Genomic DNA, 21,878 nt, shown 5'->3' with positions numbered 1-21,878 from the left:
TATAGATAGGTTGTTTTCTTGGGTGGGGAAATCGGGGCGTGACGTCGCTCGCGTTTCAAGAGAGACGGACGGAACGACAGGGTGATTGGCCATCGCAGCAATCATCACATCTAGCGCTCTGGCGGAGCGACAAGTCGATGCGGCTAATGCTACTGACAGGCTTCGCAATCGGGATCATCGATGCTGCATGCCGCTGGTGAAGCAACTCGATCCACGCGAATTTCGCTGGACTGACTTTGCGACTTCATCCAACGTGGCTGGATGCCATGCCGGTTGACATCAACGGTCGACTTTTCGACTTGCGTGGCAGCGAGCGATCGCAAGTAGTACGTCGTCTTTAAACCGCTCTTCCACGCCAACTGATACATCGCGTCGATCGCTTTTCCACTGGGTGATGCCAGGTACAGATTTAGAGACTGCCCTTGGTCGATCCACTTCTGCCGCTTCGCAGCCGCTGCGATCAACCACTTCGGTTCGATCTCAAACGCCGTCGCAAAAAGCTCTTTGACGTCGGCGGGCAGATTCGCAATTTCTCCGACCGTGCCGTCGTAGTATTTCAGCGAGTCCAGCATTTCGGCATTCCAAAGCCCACGTTGTTTCAACGCATTGACCAGACGCGAATTCGTTTGCGTGAATTCACCCGACAAATTGCTTTTGGAATAAAGCTGCTTGTACGTCGGTTCGATGGATTGCGTGCAACCGACGATGGTGGAAATTGTGGCCGTCGGTGCGATCGCAAGACAATTGCTGTTTCGCATCCCATGCTCCGCGATCGCCGCGCGGACAAGATTCCAATCTAGATTCGAATCGCGGTCCACGCTGACAGGTTCTCCACGTTCGGCGTCCACTAGCTCCAGTGTGTCGATCGGCAACAGACCGCGATCCCATTTTGAACCGGCGTAGGATTCGTAGCGACCGCGTTTCGCCGCCAGTTCGCATGACGCCAAGATCGCGTAGTAACTGATCGCCTCCATGCTGCGATCCGCGAATTCGACGGCGGTTTGGCTGGCAATCGGAATCCCCAAATCACTCAACGCATCTTGATATCCCATCAACCCGAGACCAACGGGACGATGGCGGCTGTTCGCATTCTGCGCTTCGGGCGTGGGGTAGTAATTGATGTCGATGACGTTGTCCAACATCCGCATCGCCGTATTAACCGTGCGTTGCAACAATTCCAAATCAAGCTTGCCATCGACGATGTGCCGACCCAGGTTGATGCTGCCAAGATTGCAGACCGCCGTTTCGTCGTCGCTGGTATTGAGAAGGATTTCCGTGCAAAGGTTGCTGCTGTGAACAACGCCAGCATGGTCCTGCGGCGAACGAATATTCGACGGATCTTTGAACGTTACCCAAGGGTGGCCGGTCTCGAACGTTCGCGTCAGCAATTTCCGCCAAAGCTCGGACGCTGACATCGTCCGATGCTGCCGCATGCGTCCCGCCGCAGCTTCCATTTCATAGTATTCGTAGCGTTCGACAAATGACTGCCCATAGCAGTCATGCAGATCTGGCACTTCGTCAGGGCTGAACAGCGTCCATTGACCGTCGTTTTGCAACCGCTGCATGAACAGATCCGGGATCCACGCCGCGGTATGCATGTCGTGTGTTCGGCGTCGTTCGTCACCCGTGTTTTTGCGAAGATCCAAGAACTCGATGAAGTCCAGGTGCCAAGGTTCCATGTAAGCGCAAACTGCGCCTTTGCGTTTGCCACCTTGGTTTACGGCGACGGCGGCATCATTGACGATTTTCAAGAACGGAATCACACCTTGGCTTTCGCCGTTGGTTCCCTTGATACGCGCCCCCGTCGCGCGGACATTGGTCCAATCATTCCCGAGGCCACCGGCCCATTTCGATAATCGCGCATTGTCGCCGATCGACTTGAAAATGTGGTCCAAGTCGTCTTGCACCGTCGTCAAGTAACAACTGCTCAGTTGCGGATGCAGTGTGCCAGAGTTGAACAGCGTCGGCGTGGCACTAGTAAATCGCAGCGACGAAAGCAGTTGGTAAAACTCAATCGCACGCTCTTCGTGGTTTTCGGATTCGGCCAGCGCTAATCCCATTGCAACCCGCATCCAGAAGTACTGCGGTGTTTCGATTCGACGGCCATCGATGTGCAGCAAGTAGCGATCATAAATCGTCTGCATGCCCAGGTAGCGGAACTTACCATCGCGATCCGGCTGCAAGGCGTCCGCAATTTTGGAAAGATCAAAGTCGCGTAGTTCCGGGGACAAACGTTTTGCCCGAATCGCTTCGATGATGTAGTGTTCGAAGTGGTCGCGGTAGGTTTGTTTGAAATCGTTGAAAAACTGAGTCTTGCCAATCGCTTGCCGGTAAATGACGGAGGCTTGCAATTCAGCGGCCAGATGATCGTAGGCCGGATCGCGTTCGATCCTGCTGCGTGCCGACAACACTAATCCTCGCATCAAATCATCGGGAGTCATGCCGTCAAACGCCCCCCGAACGACTTCTTCGACGATTTCCTGCGTGTCGACTTCAGGCAAACTGGCTGCGGAACACTGATTGATAAAACGCGACAAACGATCGACGTCAAAGGCTACACGCACGCCCTCTTCGATTTCGACGGTCAGCCGATTCGCTTCGGCCGATTGCCCCTCGACTGAATCCAGCTCGCTATTTTTGCCGCGAATCGCTCGCATCCGCGCATGTTCGGTTCGATAGAGGATGTAGAGTCGAGCGACGCGAAAGTGCTGACACTTCATCAATCCTATTTCGACGACGTCTTGAATTTGCTCGACGGTGACCGATCTTTGTCGGTCGTTTGCCGTAACAACAGCCTCGACTTGCCTGACAATCGCGTCGATATCGCCCACAGTATCACTGGTCAACGACTGTCCGTCGGCCAAGTTCAATTCCGCGCGAAACGCCTTTTCGATGGCCGTCGCGACCAACCGCGAATCAAAATCGATTTCGCGCCCGTCGCGTTTGCGGACGGTGCCTAGACACTTCCGAGGTACCGCTGGGGTTTGGGAAGTAGAAGAATTCATGCTGCAACTCCATTTGACGCCATCCGAAGCCTGATCGCTTCGACCGCGTTCTAATTCACGCACCGATCGCGGACGTCGTTTCCAACGTGCGCATCGCCAGCGCTGTGGAAAACCGAGAGCCAAAAATCGTGCATCGTGATGTGACAGTCCAAGACAACGTGGGACACCATGTCATTGACATCCGTCGTCATCCACAACGATCGCCCCAATCCAAGAGAGCACTTAACCGTCTATTTCGTGGTAGGTCTTCTGACTCACTGCCGAGAGCGTCGTTTACCACCTTCTCACTCGCTATGCGTTTTAAAAAACGCTGGCAAGCAATGGCACTTCCAAAGAAGAAACGTCGCTTGCAATCGAACGATTATCACGAACGATTGCGGCAGTTCACAGCGGCTGGACCGTCCCGGAATTACACCGGAGTTCCCTGTTCACAAACCACGCAAGAAGCGAGGCTCGTCACCACGAACGGACGAAGTGTAGCAACTCGCCCAATGCTGTCAAACCTGTTTTGAGGAGTTCGATAATACTTCAAAGCGACAGTCGTTTTCTACTCAGGCGACCCGATCAGATTGTTGCTGCGCTGAAAATTAATGACACAACCGACGCATCGGCTGTGCATGGGCGTGATTTTCGCGCACGTACCGCGAGAATCATAATCACGTCTCCTGCGGCGGATCATATGGCTTCAGTTCTTCGTCCGTTTCTTCATCCATCGCGTCGACAGCTTCCGCCATCATGACCGCGAATTGCTGCAGTTCGTCTCGTTGGGCGCGGCTGATATGCAAGTGCCGAACGATATCGTCTTCTTTCTTTGTGATCTCACCTTCCTTGTCCGTTACCAAAGTGATACCGACCGCCGAAACGTAGTCGCTTTCCTGGCAGGTTCCGCAAGCCGCCAGCTGTAGCTCAACGTACTGCGGCACATTCTGCACGACTTGCAAACGTTTGACAGCGTCCAAGTCTCCCGCGGCAAACTTTTGCCATGCCGGATCGTCCGGTGAAACCGGCAATTCAGCCAGCTCCCTTGTCTCTTGTGTCCACTGATTGCAGTTTTCACAAAACGGAGCCGTACCGTAAGTCGCTCGGGACACCCACGCGACTCCAAGAATGGTCAGCAACTCTACTGCCCACAAAACGCAAACGCCGATTCCAGACATGGCGTTTCCATTTTTGCCCATCGCCCACAGCCCATTGTCATGAATATACGACGCCCATTCGTAGATGTTCTGCGGCAAGAAACCAGCGATCGCGCTCGCGGTGACATCGTCTGACATCCCATCAAATCGCCAAATCACAAACGCTTGATGAGACGCCCAGGACGCGTAGTAGCTGATCGCCACAATCAACAACGTCATCAGCGAAACAAACAGAGTGCTCCTGAATTTCATGGCGCGGCAGACCGTGCCAACGATGCCGCCGATTGCCCCGCCATAAAAACATGTCAGCAGCCCGCGCAGCTTGATGAACGGTACCCAAACGACAGCTCCGCTGTAGATCGCGCCAAGCAAAACCGCGATTGGCACCAACACAACCAATGACAGAATTAAACCCGATACCGGAACCCGGCCACTGTGTTTGTAAGTTTCGACGGCGGTTTTGCCGAACTGAGGAGCAACAGAACTCATCAAAAGCATCCAAGCGAAGGAAAAGTGTTACAGAAAGCTGCCAAGCATTGTAGCCAAACCATGATGAACAAGCACAGCGCGGCTACACTATCCGCCGGGCGAATCACTTTCGGAAGAGAGAAGGTTTGTTTTTGGCAGAAAGCCGCATGCCATCCAGTCTTTGACGTCCCCGACGGCTCGCGCCACTACGCTGACAGTTGATCCTGTTTCAGAGAGTGACTTGCCCGACACTATCCGGCCCAACTTTGTTGACATCAAGTTCCCTACCACTTACCGCAATGTCGCCATGACAAACATTCGCACTTTGTTCGCATCCGGCTCTCCTCGGGCAAAAGCTTCATTAACGTTAGCCTTCGTCCTGTTCAGCGCGGCGTTCAGCACCATCCGATCCAACGCGAATGAGCAACCCAATTTCATTATCATTTTTACCGATGACCAGGGCTACAACGACCTGGGCTGTTTCGGTTCGCCCACGATCAAGACGCCGCACATCGATCAACTGGCTTCTGAAGGTCGAAAATACACTAGTTTTTATTCGGCTTGTTCGGTCTGCTCGCCGTCTCGCGCTGCATTGTTAACCGGCAGCTATCCCAAACGTGTTGGCATGCACAAGCATGTGCTGTTTCCCAAAAGCGACTACGGACTCAACGCGACGGAATACACCATTGCGGATCATCTAAAATCGCAAGGCTACGCGACTGCCTGTTTCGGCAAATGGCATCTTGGACATCATCCCGAGACACTCCCGCGAGCCAACGGATTCGACACGTATTTTGGCATCCCGTATTCCAACGACATGAACCATCCCGACAACCAGGGAAAACCCAAAATGGCATCGGATGCACTTTGGCTTGACCAAGCGTCTTGTTTGACAAAATGGAAAACGCCGTTGATGGCCAATGAAGAAATCGTTGAACTCCCTGTCGACCAACGAACAGTAACACGGCGGTACACTGACAAAGCGGTCGAGTTCATCACGACGAACAAAGCCCAACCTTTCTTCATCTATTTGCCTCATTCGATGCCGCACATTCCGCTGTATGTGCCGGACGACGCGTACGATTCGGATCCCCAGAACGCCTACAAATGTGTGATCGAACACATCGATGCCGAAGTTGGTCGGATCACTAGCACCGTTCGCGACTTGGGGTTGGCCGAAAAGACCTACATCATCTACACCAGCGACAACGGACCTTGGCTACGTTTTAAAAACCACGGCGGAAGTGCTGATCCGCTTCGCGATGGCAAAGGCACGACGTTTGAAGGCGGCCAGCGTGTCCCTTGCGTGATGTGGGGCCCCGGTCGCATTCCGGCGGGCACCAGCACCAATGCCTTTACATCCACAATCGACCTACTGCCTACGATTGCGTCGTTGTCTGGCAAGCCACTCCCCACTGCAAACAAGATCGATGGATACGATATCTCGTCGACTTTTCAATCGGACCAATCGCCTCGCGATGAATTCGTCTACTACAGTGCTCATGGCAATTTGGAAGGCATTCGAGTCGGTGACTGGAAGTACCTGGAGAAACATCCTCGAAAGAATCCCAAGCAAAAGCAAGTCCCCAAGACGCAGTACTTTCTGTTCAATTTGTCGAATGACTTGGGCGAGCAAACCAACTTGTACGAACAAACGCCGGACGTCGTAGCCAAGCTGAAAGCCCGCATGAACGAAATCGACGAAGAGGTCACAGCGAATGCGCGCCCGGTCTGGCGCAAAGAGAGTTAATCGCAACGCTGCGGCCGACTTCATTGACATTTTTCTACAAACACGAACCCCCCGACGGTCCGCTGACAGCCCGCTGACGGGTCGTGCGAATCACTCATCGGATGAGTAACGATATTTATGAGCGACATTGAACTGACACTGCAGGCGCTCCGTGAAGCCGTACGGCTTGCACCGGGTAACTTTGCCCTGACGGAACACTACGTCCGCACACTTCTTGATCTAACGCGGCACGACGAAGCCGAATCGTTTTTGTCCGAAGTGATTGCGACGGAGCGTAAGTCAGTCGATTTGCAATTGCTGATGGCAGAAGTCTTTTATCGCAACGGCAAGAACTCGCACGCGCTGGCGATCGTCGAAACGTTGGCCTCGGGAAGCAACGCCAGCGCGAAAGCGCTCATTTTGCATGCCAAATTGCTGTACCGCGCTGGCGAAGTCCAGATGGCGGTGCAACGTTACAAAGACGCCATTGAACGCGACGAAGATGCCGAGGACCGAGACTTTGCCAATTTGCTAGGCATCCAAAAACCAGGCGAATGGCAACCACCCGAAGACGACGACTACGACGATGCCAGCGAAGATGAAGTCGTCGATGGTCGCATTCGGTCTCCCGGAGCGGAGGATTTTGGCGGTCCCGACGATCAGACGATCGAGCGTCCGTCGATCGATTTTGAAAGTGTAGGCGGCATGGAGTCTGTCAAAGAACAGATTCGCGTGAAAATCATCTACCCGATCACGCACGCGGACATGTTCGCCGCGTACGGAAAGAAAGCGGGTGGCGGAATCTTGATGTACGGCCCGCCGGGATGCGGAAAAACACACATTGCTCGCGCGACTGCTGGCGAAGTCAAAGCAAATTTCATTTCGATCGGCATCAACGATGTGCTGGATATGTGGATGGGAAACAGCGAACGCAATCTGCATCAGCTGTTTGAACAGGCCCGCAACAACCGGCCGTGCGTGCTGTTTTTTGATGAGGTCGACGCACTGGGTGCGAGCCGCAGTGACATGCGTCAAAGCGCCGGACGACATTTGGTCAATCAATTTTTGTCCGAACTCGACGGCGTGAAAAGCAACAACGAAGGTGTGCTGATCCTGGGTGCGACCAATGCGCCGTGGCATGTTGACAGCGCTTTTCGCCGGCCTGGACGATTCGATGAAGTGGTGTTTGTGCCTCCGCCAGACCAGGAGGCTCGGATGGAAGTCTTGCAGATCGCTTTGGAAGGCAAGCCTGCGAAGGATGTCGACTTGAAAAAGATCGCTAACAAGACGGCGGATTTCTCGGGAGCCGACCTGGGCGCCGTCGTTGAATCGGCAGTGGAAGCAAAGTTGCATGAGGCGATTAAAACGGGCAAACCTTCGCCAATCACCACCAGCGATTTGCTGACCGTTCTTAAAAAACTACGTCCCACAACGACCGAGTGGTTTGCCACCGCACGCAATCATGCGTTGTATTCCAACCAAGGCGGCACATACGACGAAATCCTGAAGTACCTGAAGATCAAGTAACGCGATATATGAACCAACACATCGAACGTGCTCAGTTACTGATCCAACAGGACCGTTTCGAGCAAGCAGAAGATTCGCTGCGACAAGCCTTGGCCGATGATCCTCAGAACGGCTATGCGCACTCGCTGCTGGCGATCTGCATGATGCGCGATCGTGACCAGTTGCTTGCCGCGACTCAGGAAGCCGAGCAAGGAATCCACTGCGAACCCGAATTTTCGTTTTCGTACTACGCCCACAGCATGGTCATGCAAAAACGCGGCCAGTACGACGCGGCGATGCAGTCCGTCAAGCGTGCGATCGAAATCGACCCCACCGACGCTGCGTTTCATGCTTCTCAGGCAGGGCTGTTTGCACATTCCGACAAGTGGGCTGAATGCTTAGAGGCAACGGAAACGGGCCTTTCGTTTGATCCCGAAAACCAGCAGTGCGCCAGCTTGCGATCCCACGCACTGGAACGACTGGGGCGCGTCACCGATGCGCTGGAGGAAGCCGAGCGTGCAGCGCGACAGGATCCCGATTCTCCCCACGCCCACTCCAGTCGCGGATGGGCGCTGCTGAATAAAGGCGATCATCGCGGTGCGCAACAAGCGTTCCGCGAAGCCCTGCGACTGGATCCAAGCGACGAGTTTTCCAGGCGGGGAATGATCTCCTCACTCAACAGCAACAACTTTCTGTTTCGCAATTTCTATCGGTTCATGTTGATGATGAGCCGCCTGGACCAACGAACTCAGTGGGGGCTAATTATTGGGCTCTGGATCGGCATCCGCGTTCTAGGATCGCTTGCCCAGAAACACGAATGGCTGGGCCCATGGGTGTTACCGATATCGATCTGCTACCTACTGTTCGTGATGATGAGCTGGATTGCCAATCCGCTATTCAACACGTTCCTGCGGTTTCATCCGTTCGGAAAACACTTGCTATCGACCAAAGAAAAGTGGGCCTCCAATTCAATCGCGATTGCGTTTGGCGTCGGAGCTCTAGGAGCAGCCGCCTGCTTGGCCCAAATGGATTGGATCGGCGCAGTGCTGGTGTTTGTGTTTGCGATCTATCTCACGATTCCGCTTTCGGTGCCATTCAACACCAGTGCAAAGTGGGCGACTCAGGTCGCAGCGTTGATTGCGGGTGCTTTCAGCTTGATCTACTTAGGTATCGTTGCTGGAATCGTCGCCGATTTTATCAAGGTGCAGTGGATTCAGATCTACCAGTTCGGCATTCTGATCTACTGCTTCGCCGCGCAGAAATTGCTCAGCGCAGAAGATCGCGTTTAGCCCGGCAAGTGCCACGAAGCAGCAGACCTGGCCCACTCAGATTTACGCCACGATGTCGCGAAACACGTGGCCTTCGTTTTGGTCGATCCGTTCGGGCCGGCCTTTGTGCATGTAGATCAATTTCTTGTGGTCCAAGCCCATCAGGTACAAGATCGTGGAGTGGAGATCGTGAACATGCAAACGATCTTCGACCGCGTGTAGGCCAATCTCGTCAGTCGCTCCGTACGTCTTGCCGCCCTTCACGCCTCCGCCGGCCATCACCATGGTAAACCCGGTGGGATTGTGATCACGTCCGTCTCCTTGCTCGCTCATGGGAGTGCGTCCAAATTCACCTCCCCAAACAACCAGTGTTTCGTCCAGCAGGCCGCGTCGCGCCAAGTCACTGATCAACCCCGCAACGGGCTTGTCCATTCCCCGGCACATCTTGGTGTGATTCGACTCGATTTTGCTGTGAGCATCCCATTTACTACCCGCCCCATGGTAGCACTGAACAAAACGGACGCCGCGTTCGACCATGCGCCGAGCCAATAAACAGTTACGCCCGAAGACTTCGGTGTCCTTGTCGTCCAGACCGTACAGTGATTTTGTTTCGGCCGTTTCCTGTGACAGATCAACTGCCTCAGGAGCGTGGCTTTGCATCTGATAGGCCAATTCATAACTACGGATACGCGCCTCTAATTCGCTGTTGTCGGATCGTTGTTCCGCATGGCGGCGATTAATCTGAGCCAGATAATCCAACTCCAGACGCTGTTGATCATTGCCGATGTGCTTGGGCGTGTCCAAGTTGGCAAAAGGAACGCCCGACACCTGCATCGCCGTGCCCTGGTAGACCGCCGGCATAAACCCGGTGCTCCAGTTGCGAGGACCATTGACGACAGTACCCTTGTCTTGCATGACAACAAACGCGGGAAGATTTTCGTTCTCACTTCCTAGACCGTATGTCACCCACGCTCCCAACGATGGCCGACCAGCGAATTGCGTCCCCGTATTCATCTGGCATACGCCACCGGAATGATTGATGCCGTTGGTCCAGCAAGAACGAATTACAGCCAAATCATCAGCTCGCGTCGCCATGTGCGGCAACCAATCCGACATCCAAAGTCCACCCTCGCCGTGCTGCTTCCACTTTCGTTTGGACGCCAACACCGGTGAATCAAACTCGCCCATCGCGGTGATGACTCGGCCAAAACTCTCCGGCACCGGCTTGCCTGCCAGTTCTTGCACCATTGGTTTGGGATCAAACGTATCGATGTGGCTGGGCCCACCTTCCATGAACAAAAAGATAACACTTTTGGCACGCGGAAAATGGTGCGTCAATTTGCTCTCCAAAGTTTCCGTCCCTCTAGCACTCGCGCCATGGGACATCATCCCGGCTAGCGCCATCGCACCGAAACCCGCTCCGCTATTGAGCAGCATGCTGCGTCGCGAAATGTTGGCTGGATCGTGACTCGTTCTCATCGACATGCGTTCAATCGACATAAATTAACTCGTTGGAATTCATTAACGCGTGTATCAGTGCAACGCGGGCCCGTTGGCGCGGCGTTTTGGCTGGTGGTGTTTTGGGAGACACGACAGCGTGCAAATGGCTGCCCGATGAATCAAGGCCAATCGATTCCTTCAAATCAAATCGATAGTCAACCGAATACTGAGGAAGCCCGGCGTCCGAATCAGCTTGCGCCACGAGGGCAAGGTCACGCCGTTTGTTTTCGATGCGAACACTCCCAATCAATCCGTCCCACCGGTGCTTGCCGTGACGCGAACCAACGACAAAATCGCCCGTTCCGCGAACTGCCGACGTCACCGTATGTTCAACATTGGAAACTTGCAGAACCGCATCGGGATCCGAGAGATCACGCAGATAAAAGGTAACCCCTGCCTTCGTCGCATCGCTTAAATCGACGCTCGCTGCCACAAAACATGGTTTATTCAGTGGCACGCGTAGCCCCGAAGCAACCACTTCGTATTGCAGTTGGTCACCCTTGTCGGTTTTGCCTACCAACTGCAGGATTAGGTTTCGCGGCTTGTAAGAACTCTTTTGCGAAGTCACACCCAGCGACCAACCCGAACTTTTATTCGATCCGTTCCAATGCGTGGCGATCGTTCGCACACTCGCATCCTTGTAAAGCGACTCCAGCAAGACATGAGCTTCGACCGTAAAATCGCTGTCGGGCAAACCTTTCGTCTCGCCAAGTTTAATCTGACTGGTGGATGTACCACTCAGCCGAACTGCCAAGCCAGCATCTCCTGGCAACTTCGCCAAAGACACCGTCGGCCGGGGCTCTTCAACCGGCGTCCGCTCGGCATATCGTTTGACAAAGTCCTCCGCCAACGCCACCTCATCGCCTGTGGGATCTCTCGAAAATAGCTTCCGGTAAGCTCGACGAACCAACATCGTGTCCGTCATTCCTTGACTGTCGACCAGATGCCGCACGATCGAATCGGCTCGCTCATGCGCCCAACTACTGTTGCCCAACAGCAACGACTGAGTGGACGTCGTCGTCCGGTGCCGTCGTCCGCTACTTCGGATTCGATCCGGACCGTCAAATGTTTTTAGCAACGGATCGGGCGAATTGCGTTCTACCTTTTTGTAGATCGCCCGCTTGGTCGCAGCCAACTCGCCACCGGAGGTCAGTATCGCGTCGATAATTTCTTCGCCCGATAACCGCCGCGGATTCATCCGCCAAAATAATTCGTTTGTCGGATCGATCCGGCTAGTGGAGCGGTCCATGGGCCGGCGCGATGTTTGTCGATAAGTCGCCGACGTCAAAATCAACCGATGGAGCTGCTTGAAACTCCAACCGTCAGCGACAAATTGCTTCGCCATGTAATCGAGTAATTCGGGATGCGTGGGCGGCGTTCCCAAGCGTCCGAAATCACTGGACGTCGCCACAAGTCCTCGGCCAAAATGCTGCTGCCAAATCCGGTTGACGATCACCCGAGCAGTCAGCGGATTGTCGGCGCTGGCGATCCAGTTCGCCAGTGCCGTGCGTCGACCAGTCGTTTGCAACGCGGCCGGCGTCGGCGAAATCGCAGCGTCCGATTCATCTAACAGCGTAATGAAACCCGGCACAACGGGAACACGATCCGAATCGTCGGGATTGAAATTCGTCGGAGCAATCGGCCCAACATCCGTCGCAACAAACTTGACGGTCGACAGCGGCTTTGGTTTTAAATGATCAAGTTTCGCCAGACGTGCTTTTAACTTCGCACGCTCGGCCTGCTGCTCTTCGCTTAGCCATTGGTCCAGTTTTTCGTAAGGCAAGTCAAACTGCCTTTCCGCCATCGAAGCAATTTGCTGTTCATAAGGTTCTCGCTCCGACGCAGGCTTTTTGACCATCGTCTGAATCTCGACAATGAACTTATCAAACCCTTCGCGCGTCGCATGCTCCAACGCAACCGGATACTCAATCTCACGCAGCTGACTGCGCAATTCCTTCGTGCGTTCATTGTAGTTGGCAAGCTGTTTGCGGTAAGCAGCTCGCGTTGCCACGTCAGCGACGGGGTGTTCACTGACAGGCTGCAACGCTGCAAAGAATGCTTTGATCCGAAAGTAATCGTTCTGCAATAGTGGATCAAACTTGTGATCGTGGCAACGCGCACACTTCAGGCCTTGAGCTAGAAACACGTCCGACGTCGTCTCGGTGATGTCGCTCAGAATTTCGTGCCACTGGTTTTCCACGTCGCGATTGTTGTGTTCATAAATCCAGTGACGCAGGTACATGGTTGCGATAATCGCATCCCGGTTGCCTGGATCAATTTCGTCGCCCGCCAACTGCTCGCGGATGAATTGATCATATGGTTTGTCAGCATTGAAACTACGGATCACATAATCGCGATAGAGGTACGCATCTGGGCGATTGAAATCTGCGCGGTACCCGTCGGAATCGGCGTAGCGAACCAAGTCCAGCCAGAATCGCGCTTGGTTCTCGCCATATGCTTCGCTGTCCAACAACTGATCGACATAAGCTTCGTAGTCAAAGTCTGCCGACATGGCGTCTTTGACAGCGTCATCACTGGGCGGCAAACCGGTGATCGCAAAACTCGCGCGTCGGACAAGTTCCATCGGCGTAGCTTGATCGGCTGGCTGCAATTCTTTTTCGACCAAGCGACGATGGACGAACCCATCAATCTCGTTGCGTCCCCATGCCGATTCAGCAACTTGCGGTGGCTTGATTGCAGCAATCGGCTGATAGCACCACCAGTCACGATCTTCATCAGTGATCGATCGGCGCGTCGTCAGCTGGACGTCTTCGGGCCAAGCGGCCCCCGCAGCGATCCAGTCGACCAACCCGTTAATAATCTCGTCATCAAGTGGTTCTTCGGGCGGCATTTCGTACGATTCGTAACGAATCGCTTCGATGATCAAACTCTCATCCGGTTTGCCAGCCACGATCGCGGGACCCGAATCGCCGCCGGTGATTAGTTCGTCGAGCGTGGTCAGCCGCAGACCGCCTTCCTGCTTTGCTTCGCCGTGACACTTGATGCAGTGAGCCGTCAAAATCGGCCGCGCGTGTCTTTCAAAAAGGTCCGATTCTTTTCTAGACAACTCGGCGGCGTTTGAGCGAACTGCGCCAACACCAACGATCAAAAAGACGATGGTGCGAACAATTATCGCGGAAACTCGGTTTGACATGGGCGCAAACGGGTCGAAACGGATTTTGGCGGGAGAGATGCCGGCGGGGAGCCAGTTGAACGGCTATGGCCTTATTGTACCACGGAATTCTGCACGAACTGCAGGCTGTCTGCGAATTCGTTTTTCCAACCAAAATCCCCGCCTGCGTCCTCCCGCACGAACTGCCTGAGCGGGATATCTGCATTTGTGACCTGATGTGATTGATCCTAAGATGTCGGCTATGAATCCATCACCTGAACAGAATACGCCAATCGACTCGCGGCGTTGCCTTCTGAAAACGGCAGGCTTGTCGCTTACGCTACCAGCTCTCGAATCGTTTTCTCCCGACGTCTGTGCATCTGAACAGGCGACCAACACGTCTGACACATCGCTCCATTCGGACGCCAAAGCCAAGCGACTGATCTGCATTGGGTCCAACCTGGGCCTGTATCGTCAATCGCTCTATCCATCGCAATCCGGTCGCAACTATCAAACGACGCCGTTGCTGAAACCGCTGGCCGATCATCGCGATGAATACACGCTCTTTTCGGGCTTTGACCACCGAGCCGCAAACGGTCACGCCAACTGGGACAATTTCCTATGCGGAAATCGCGTAGGTGCCGTTTCGTTGGACCAAATCGCTGCCGAGCAGATTGGCAAAAACAATCGGTTTGGATCGTTGCAACTTTGCGCCGGTGATATCCCCAAACAGCGAATGGTGTTTTCCAAACACGGCGTGCCGCTGCCCATGATTAATCGCCCCAGTGTCGTGTTCAGCAAAATGTTTGCAAGCAGCGATGATCGCGCACGCACCGAGTATCTGCTGCGTAGCGGACGCAGCACCTTGGACCAACTGCGGCAGGATGCAAAATCGCTAAAGCAAAAAGTGAGCACGAGCGATCAGCAAAAACTGGAAGAGTACTTTTCATCGCTTCGTGAACTGGAGCGTCGAATGGGCCGCCAACTAAACCACCTGACAGAAGACGCTCCGAAGGTCGATTACGAACTGCCGCCCTACGATCCGATCGCTCCCACGATGATGCTTGAATGCGAACAGATCATGTTTGACCTCATGGCACTGGCACTGCAAACCAATTCCACTCGCGTCGCGACTCTTTTCATCGCGGGTCTGGGACAAGTCTTCACCCTTGATGGCCAAACGATGCGGGCAGGCTATCACGCCCTTTCGCACCACGGAAACGATCCGGACTTGATTCGCGATTTGGTTCGCGTCGAAACAGAGCACATGAAATGCCTGAGTCGGTTCATAAAACAATTGAAAGAAAAGACCGACGTGGATGGCAGGCCGTTGCTAGATACCACAGTCGTGATGTTTGGCACCGGAATGGGTGACGCCAGCCGACATTCGAATCGCGATCTCCCCACGATTGTGTCTGGCGGCGGATTCCAACACGGTCAACACATCGCGACCGATCCCCAAGGCTCCGATTCGCGGTTACTGGGCGACGTTTTCATTTCGGTACTGGAACAACTGGGAATCCCCGCACCGTCATTCAGCAACGCCAAGCAAGGAATCGACGATTGGGCATAAATCGAATCGTCGCCATTTTCGCGATCATGCTCTGCGCGTGCGCTGCGGAACAATCCCGATGCGTGTCAGCCGCACCGTTTGATGCGAGTGCTAAAACGGCTCTGAAACAATACTGCGCTGACTGTCACATGGCCGGTGCTGACGAAGGCGGCTTCGCGATCCAGGCCGATCGCATCGATTGGTCGAATCCGGAGACATTGCATGACTGGGAACAGATCCACGAAATGGTTTCTCGCGGAATCATGCCGCCGCCAGATTCCCAGCAGCCCAGCACTGCTGAGCGTCAATCGATACTAAAGTTCGTCGACGCACAGTTGATTCAGCACACTCCGATTGGCGGCACGATGCTCCGTCGTCTCAATCGACGCGAATACGAAAAAACCATCCAGCGTCTCTTTGGGATCAAGACCTACAATGTGCCGCACGGGTTTCCGCCCGACAACACAGCAGGTGGATTCGACACTCAAGCGTCCGCCTTGGTGCTTGCCGGTTCGCACCTGGAAGCTCTTAGCGAGGCTGCGACTGGTGTAGCGGACCAGCTTTTTCCTCCCCCACCCAGATCGATTGAACCGCAAACGTTCTTGGTTCCAGCGGATGAGATGGTGATCAGCTATTCGTCCGCGTGCTTGGTCGATGGTGCGATGCGACTAGCTTCCTCTGGCGACAACGTCGTCCGCCACGCGACTTGGCCAACCAAATTCGAAGCACCGGCTTCCGGCATCTATCGGCTCAAAGTAACGGCGACAGCGATTCAGCCTCCCGAAACGCAACCTATCCTGACCATCGCGACCATGCGAGCAGCAGATCGCGGAGAATTGCGTGTCGTGCAGCAGTTTGAAGTCGCCAATGAAAAGCCGCAAACTCGACAGTTTTCCGTCTCGCTCAATCGAGGCGACACGGTTGTCCTAAGGTACCTCAACGGACCGTTTGACTACGAAAACGACATGTCCTACAAAACTTTTTTGACCAAGCTATTTACGGATGATCCCACCTTGGCAGCCGCGTGGGCCCAGGTCGGCGAGCCGCCGCGAGGAGGCAGTGGGTGGGAGAGGGTAAAAGAGGCGATGCAGACCGCAGAACTGGAGGTATCCAAGTTTGTAGACGACGAGGAAGCGATCGCAGAGCTGGTCGAAACGCTCACGCGCAACAAAGTCGCCTCGGGTGAAACGCTGGTCTACAAATTTTTTGAAGCAGGACCAGCCATCGCAATCTCTTCAATGGAACTCTTCGGGCCGGTGAAGTCCATTCGTGATCGGGAGCAGATTCTCAGTGACCAATTGCGGCAAGACTTTGTTGGTGCCGAGTTTGCTCCTGACGATACCAAATCACTGCGAAAACTCTTGGACAAATTCTTGACCGATGCCTTCCGAAGACCCGCGTTCGACCACGAAATCCGTCAATACCTTGACCTTGTCAATCACGTGCGAGCTGAATCTGGCAGCCTTGATCAAGGATTGCATTTGGCGATTCGAACGGCGCTGCTTTCCCCTGCATTTCTGTACCGAGGCTTCGGACAAGGTGAACTTAGCAGCGACGAACTGGCCACAAGGCTTTCTTATTTTCTGACTGCGGCACCACCGACAAAGCAACTAAAAAAGGCGGTGCAGTCTGGCAAGCTCCAAGAGTCGGCCGTGCTGCGACGTGAGGCTCAGCGGATGATGGGGCGTTCGTTTTGCGATGAGTTTTCGACGCAGTGGCTAGGCACCGACGAAGTCGACCGATTGATGCCTGACATGCGATTGACGACGCGATTCAGCCCTCGCCATCGGTCCACGGTCCGCAAAGAAGTCGGCGAGACGTTTCATTACATTCTGTCAGAGAACCTACCGGTAACCGATTTCATCGATCCGGATTACGTGTTTACGGACTACGAAGTCGGGCGAGACATTTATGATTTACCTCAGTTCAAAACGACGCGAAAAAACCGTCCGTCCAAAGCAAGACGCAACAAGATGGTCAAGGCAACTGTCCCGCGCGGTGGGCGACACGGCGGATTGCTTTGCATGCCTGCCGTGATGATGTCCACTGCCAACGGAGTCGACACTCAGCCGGTGCTTCGCGGCGTCTGGGCACTGGAAAACATCTTCGGATCCCCGCCTCCGCCTCCTCCCGATGCGGTCCCAGCCCTGACGCCCGACACCAGTGCCGCGACGACGGTGCGTGAGCGACTCGCGGCACACATGTCCGACGCCTCGTGCGCTCAGTGCCATCGCGAAATTGATCCGATCGGGTTTGCACTCGAGAGCTTTGATCCGATCGGCCGCTGGCGAGACCACTACCCGCAGTATGTTGAAAAGGACGGAAAGACGATCGCAAAAAATGGAAACGCAGTCCAATCCGATGGCGTCCTTCCTGATGGCACACCAATCAACGACGTGCGTGACCTGAAGCGTTGGCTCGCCGAACATCCCACCGTCTTTGCCAGCTGTCTTTCGGTCAAATTGTTAACCTACGCCACCGGTCGACAGCTGAACTATCGCGAACGTTCCCTGGTCGGCGACATCGTCCAGAAAGAACAAAGCGAGCATGCACTTCGTTTCCAGGACCTGTTGCTAGCGTTGATCGACAGCCCTATTTTCCGCACCAAGTAAGCACCTCTTGTCTTCTCCGATTTCTATGATGCGATCTATGCGACCACTAATCTCCCTATCAACCACTGCGTTGGCGTTTCTACTTGCATCGTCCCAATTGCTTGCCGGGGAATTCAATCCTGACATGAACATCGGTGACGCCGCACCTGCTTGGAATCAGCTACCTGGCGTCGATGGCAAATCGCATTCATTGTCGGACTTGGCAAAAAACAAAGTCGTGGTGGTGGTCTTCACCTGCAATAGCTGCCCCTACGCGATCGATGCCGAAGATCGCCTCATTTCATTACATGCATTTTGCGAAGCCAACAGCGCGGCGCTGATCGCGATCAACGTCAACAAAATTCCCGCCGACGCGTTTCCAGCGATGAAAGATAAAGCGAAAGCAAAGTCCTACAAATTTCCGTATCTGTTTGATGAGACTCAAGCGATCGCAAAAGCATTTGGCGCTCGCTACACGCCCGAGTGTTTCGTTTTGGACGAGCAGCGAAAAATCGTTTACATGGGATCGATCGACGACAGCCCCGACGGAAAAGCGGTGACAGTAAAACACATCGAAAATGCGATTCGCGACACCTTGGACAAAAAGCAGCCTGCTGTCCAAGAATCCGTGCCGATCGGTTGCCGCATTCGATTTGATCGCGTCAAACGAACACGACGTCAACCGAGCGAATCGTAGACCTTTACGTCTTGAACCAGTGCATCGCTCCAGCCACTAAACTCGCTGCTGCCCAACAACAACTGAGCCCCCTGGCCACGTCGTGTCGCCAACTCTGCGTCATCGGCGCAAGGTCCACCGAACGCTTTGCCGTGCTTTCTGCACGCGGCCGCCACGGTCTCCCAGGCTTCGTCCAATGTCATTTCGTTGGTCTGACGCAGCCGAAGCCCCAGATCGCCCGGCCCGATGAACAACATATCGACACCGTCAACAGCAGCAATGGATTCTGCATTGCGAACGGCTTCGGGTGTTTCGATTTGTGCTACCAAAAAGGTTTCGCGATTGGCCCACGTCGCGTAAACGTCTGGATCGTGAACATGGAAATCAGCGTCTAATCCCGCGTTGTCGATGCCGCGATTGCCGATTGGCGGAAACTTCGCGTACTGCACCAAAGTTGCTGCAAGGTCGGGGGTCGACAGGTGAGGAATCATCAATCCCGCAGCGCCGTCTTCTAAGTAGCGGCATAGCCCCGTTTTTTCCAACGTGGGCGGACGGATCAAAATGTCGATATCAAACAAATGCCCGAACGCCAACAATGCGTCGATTTCACGCGACTGCATGCCACGATGTTCCAGGTCGACCCAAAGGCAATCGTATCCTGCTCTGGCTGCGTGCGCGACGTAAGCCGGAATGTAATGTCCCAATACGGCCAGTCGAATCGGTTCTCCGTTGCGAACCCGCTCCAGCGATTTGCTTTTTCTCACTTTGTATCCTCTAAGGCGAATAACGAATTTGGGCGACGCCCAAGTCTAGCGATGTGGACCGCTGTCCCGCCAGGACGCGTGAGGACAGGTACCTCCCGCAGCAGATCGACAACGATTACGTTTACATCGTATCAATCATGTGCCGATGCTTTTGCCCTCCAACGACAGACACCCCGATTCCTAGATCACACGAACCTGCCGAACCGAGCCACAACGAACGTGTTCGTTGCTACGAATGCTACCGTCCAAAATCACTTTGTTTTTGCGACCAGATTCCTTCGGTTGCCAACCAGACCGAAGTGCTGATCCTGCAGCACATGCGTGAGCGCTTTCATCCTTTCAATACAGCTCGGATTCTCCGCAAAGCGCTGGTCAGTGCCGAACTATTGGTCGATCACAATGAACCACTCGGAGAGAGGCTAGAATCACGAGAGCTAAGCGATCGTGTTGGCGTCCTGTACCCGGGGCCCGACGGCAGACTGCTCAGCGATCTGGCACCGCACGAACGTCCCGACCAACTCATTGTGATCGACGGGACGTGGCATCACGCCAAAACATTAGTGCGTGATATTCCTCGGCTTGGTCAGTTGCCACGCTACCAAATTCGGCCAGCCGAACCGGGACGCTACCGCATTCGGCGCGAACCCAACGCGATGGCGTTGTCGACTTTGGAAGCAACCGTTGCTGCGTTGAAAGCGATCGAGCCCGACACGGCAGGCCTAGACCAACTGGTCGCCGCGTTCGATGCCATGGTGCAAACCCAACTGGACCACCCCAAAGCTCGTTATGGTTGGCGTGCCAATCGCAGACGCAGTCAAAACGCGATGGGCATTCCCCGCGCGATTTTGCACGACCTGCCCAATGTGGTCGTGGCGTACGGCGAATCGGAACCTGGCAAAGCGGGCTGTAAACGATCACCACGCGGAAGCGAAAAGCGCCAGCCCGTCTACTGGGTCGCGCACCGAATGGGCACGGGAGAATCGTTTGCACAGTTCATTCGACCACCGGAGCCATTGCCCCAAGATTTTTTGCAGCACGTGGAACTGTCACCCGACGCGTGGGATTCCGCTGTGACGCCAACTGAGTTTGCTGCGAATTGGCGAAGCTTTTTGAAACCCGACGATACGGTGGTAACGTATCACGCCAGCACCATGCGTCTGTTAGAAAATGTCGATGCGTTGCCGCCGGTCAATGTGGTTTTGAAATCCGTCAAGTTTGATGATTCGGGTCAGCATCCGACTTTGGATTCGTATTTGAAAAGCCAAAACCTGACAGCCCAAGCGACCGAACACGGCGGCCGCGGCGGCCAACGCCTTGCCAATGGGATTGCCTTGGTGCAGCACCTGAACCAAATTGGCAACTCAAGTTCTGGCAAGTGATCGAGAGACAAATTCGGCGACGCATACCTGCATGCAATTCCGCGTCGGGATGACTTCGCACGCAGCACACTTGAATGCCCAGCCGGCCCCCGACGACTATTCAAACCGAATACGATGCTGGTTAAACTTCGTCGCTTCCACCTGCTCGCAGCACTAGCGTGTAACGAACCAGTCAAGAATTACGTCCGTTCAACAGGAATCCCTAACCATGCAACTTGGATTTGTCACCGCAATTTTGCCTGAGCAAACGCTTGAAGAAGTCTTTGCGATCGCAGCGGACATTGGCTACGACTGTGTCGAAGTAATGTGTTGGCCGCCCGGCAAATCGTCTCGCCGTTACGCGGGGATCACTCACATCAACACGTCGACGCTGGACGAGCGCACGGTGGATTCGATTGGCGAATTGTCAGCCAAGTATGGCGTTTCGATCAGTGCGCTCGGTTATTACCCCAATGCTCTGTCGCCCGATGAAGCAGAATCGACGCAGGCCGTGGAACAGATTCGCAATGTAATTACGGCTGCTGCTCAGCTGAACGTCGGACGCATGACCACGTTCGTCGGACGCGACTGGACCAAGAACGTGGACGATAACTGGCCGCGATTTTTGGAAACTTGGAAACCCATCATCGATCATGCCGAAGCTTCTGACGTGCGGGTGGGAATCGAAAATTGCCCCATGTTTTTCACCAATGATGAATGGCCCGGTGGAAAGAACTTGGCTCATAGCCCGGCCATTTGGCAACGAATGTTTGACGACATTCCCAGCCAGTGCTTTGGCTTGAACTACGATCCGTCGCACATGATCTTTCAGCAGATGGATTACCTGGCGCCACTGCGCGAGTTCAAAGACCGATTGGTTCACGTCCATGCCAAGGATGTGCGCGTCGACCAGCACCTGTTGAATCGCGTTGGGATCTTGGCGAACCCAAACGAGTATCACACGCCGAAGTTGCCTGGAATGGGCGACGTCGATTGGGGCAAATTCTTTTCGACGCTAACTGATACAGGATACGCCGGACCGGTCTGCGTCGAAGTCGAAGACCGAGCTTACGAAGGATCGCCACAAAGCGTGAAACGTTCGCTTGTTCAAAGCCACACGTTTCTCAGGAATTACCTGCCAAAGTAAAGGTGCCAATGTAGCTTGGTAAAAGTAACTCAGCCGGCGCGACGCCACTGGCGCAACCTGGCTGGT

Annotated in this window: 13 protein-coding genes and 1 riboswitch; of the genes, 8 read left to right on the top strand and 5 right to left on the bottom strand. The window is 54.4% G+C overall.

What is annotated here, in order from left to right; translation table 11 throughout:
- Nucleotides 1–149: 149 nt before the first annotated feature.
- A complete protein-coding gene (locus K239x_RS10985) occupies nt 150–3,005 on the bottom strand; it encodes a ribonucleoside-diphosphate reductase subunit alpha (RefSeq protein WP_145417875.1) in 2,856 nt (951 codons plus the stop codon).
- Nucleotides 3,006–3,227: 222 nt separating this feature from the next.
- Nucleotides 3,228–3,484, bottom strand: a riboswitch (cobalamin riboswitch).
- A 177-nt stretch (nt 3,485–3,661) separates the two neighbouring features.
- Entirely contained in the window at nt 3,662–4,630 is a 969-nt protein-coding gene (locus K239x_RS10980) for a hypothetical protein (protein ID WP_145417873.1), read from the bottom strand.
- Between the two features lie 286 nt (nt 4,631–4,916).
- Between K239x_RS10980 and K239x_RS10975 the strand changes: the two genes are divergently transcribed.
- The 3 genes from K239x_RS10975 (at nt 4,917) to K239x_RS10965 (ending at nt 9,133) form a co-directional block, all read left to right on the top strand.
- The gene (locus K239x_RS10975) at nt 4,917–6,359 is read left to right on the top strand and encodes a sulfatase family protein (protein WP_145422307.1); all 1,443 of its coding nucleotides are present in this window, start codon (nt 4,917–4,919) and stop codon (nt 6,357–6,359) included.
- 117 nt (nt 6,360–6,476) lie between these two features.
- The gene (locus tag K239x_RS10970; RefSeq protein WP_145417871.1) at nt 6,477–7,865 is read left to right on the top strand and encodes an AAA family ATPase; all 1,389 of its coding nucleotides are present in this window, start codon (nt 6,477–6,479) and stop codon (nt 7,863–7,865) included.
- 8 nt (nt 7,866–7,873) lie between these two features.
- Nucleotides 7,874–9,133, top strand: a complete 1,260-nt coding sequence (locus K239x_RS10965) for a tetratricopeptide repeat protein (protein ID WP_145417869.1) — start codon at nt 7,874–7,876, stop codon at nt 9,131–9,133.
- A 42-nt stretch (nt 9,134–9,175) separates the two neighbouring features.
- Here K239x_RS10965 and K239x_RS10960 read toward each other — a convergent pair whose 3' ends face one another.
- Both K239x_RS10960 and K239x_RS10955 read right to left on the bottom strand, forming a co-directional pair.
- Nucleotides 9,176–10,612 carry a DUF1501 domain-containing protein gene (locus K239x_RS10960; RefSeq protein ID WP_419189931.1) on the bottom strand — a complete coding sequence of 479 codons (1,437 nt, stop codon included), beginning with the start codon at nt 10,610–10,612 and terminating at the stop codon, nt 9,176–9,178.
- Nucleotides 10,602–13,766: a DUF1553 domain-containing protein gene (locus tag K239x_RS10955; RefSeq protein WP_145417867.1), complete on the bottom strand. Its 3,165-nt coding sequence runs from the start codon at nt 13,764–13,766 to the stop codon at nt 10,602–10,604. Before K239x_RS10955 ends, K239x_RS10960 begins: the two co-directional genes overlap by 11 nt.
- Before the next feature lie 220 nt (nt 13,767–13,986).
- Here K239x_RS10955 and K239x_RS10950 point away from each other — a divergent pair, with 220 nt between their 5' ends.
- The 3 genes from K239x_RS10950 (at nt 13,987) to K239x_RS10940 (ending at nt 18,564) form a co-directional block, all read left to right on the top strand.
- On the top strand, nt 13,987–15,297 hold the full coding sequence (locus K239x_RS10950) for a DUF1552 domain-containing protein (protein WP_419189930.1): 1,311 nt from the start codon (nt 13,987–13,989) through the stop codon (nt 15,295–15,297).
- Nucleotides 15,298–15,359: 62 nt separating this feature from the next.
- Nucleotides 15,360–17,888 carry a DUF1588 domain-containing protein gene (locus tag K239x_RS10945; protein WP_419189929.1) on the top strand — a complete coding sequence of 843 codons (2,529 nt, stop codon included), beginning with the start codon at nt 15,360–15,362 and terminating at the stop codon, nt 17,886–17,888.
- 37 nt (nt 17,889–17,925) lie between these two features.
- Nucleotides 17,926–18,564, top strand: coding sequence for a thioredoxin family protein (locus tag K239x_RS10940; RefSeq protein ID WP_419189928.1), 639 nt, complete (start codon nt 17,926–17,928; stop codon nt 18,562–18,564).
- On the opposite strand, the gene K239x_RS10935 is transcribed toward K239x_RS10940, so the two are convergent.
- Nucleotides 18,546–19,307 carry an HpcH/HpaI aldolase family protein gene (locus tag K239x_RS10935; protein WP_145417859.1) on the bottom strand — a complete coding sequence of 254 codons (762 nt, stop codon included), beginning with the start codon at nt 19,305–19,307 and terminating at the stop codon, nt 18,546–18,548. The two genes, K239x_RS10940 and K239x_RS10935, sit on opposite strands and share 19 nt — an antisense overlap.
- 137 nt (nt 19,308–19,444) lie before the next feature.
- On the opposite strand from K239x_RS10935, the gene K239x_RS10930 reads away from it, so the two are divergent.
- Both K239x_RS10930 and K239x_RS10925 read left to right on the top strand, forming a co-directional pair.
- Nucleotides 19,445–20,686 carry a tRNA-uridine aminocarboxypropyltransferase gene (locus K239x_RS10930; protein ID WP_145417857.1) on the top strand — a complete coding sequence of 414 codons (1,242 nt, stop codon included), beginning with the start codon at nt 19,445–19,447 and terminating at the stop codon, nt 20,684–20,686.
- Nucleotides 20,687–20,894: 208 nt separating this feature from the next.
- Nucleotides 20,895–21,812 carry a sugar phosphate isomerase/epimerase family protein gene (locus K239x_RS10925; RefSeq protein ID WP_145417855.1) on the top strand — a complete coding sequence of 306 codons (918 nt, stop codon included), beginning with the start codon at nt 20,895–20,897 and terminating at the stop codon, nt 21,810–21,812.
- Nucleotides 21,813–21,878 lie beyond the last annotated feature (66 nt).

The organism is Stieleria marina (assembly GCA_007741555.1).
GTDB lineage: Bacteria > Planctomycetota > Planctomycetia > Pirellulales > Pirellulaceae > K23-9.
Note: the sequence above shows the minus strand (reverse complement) of the source record. Positions and strands in the feature narration are given on the sequence as shown.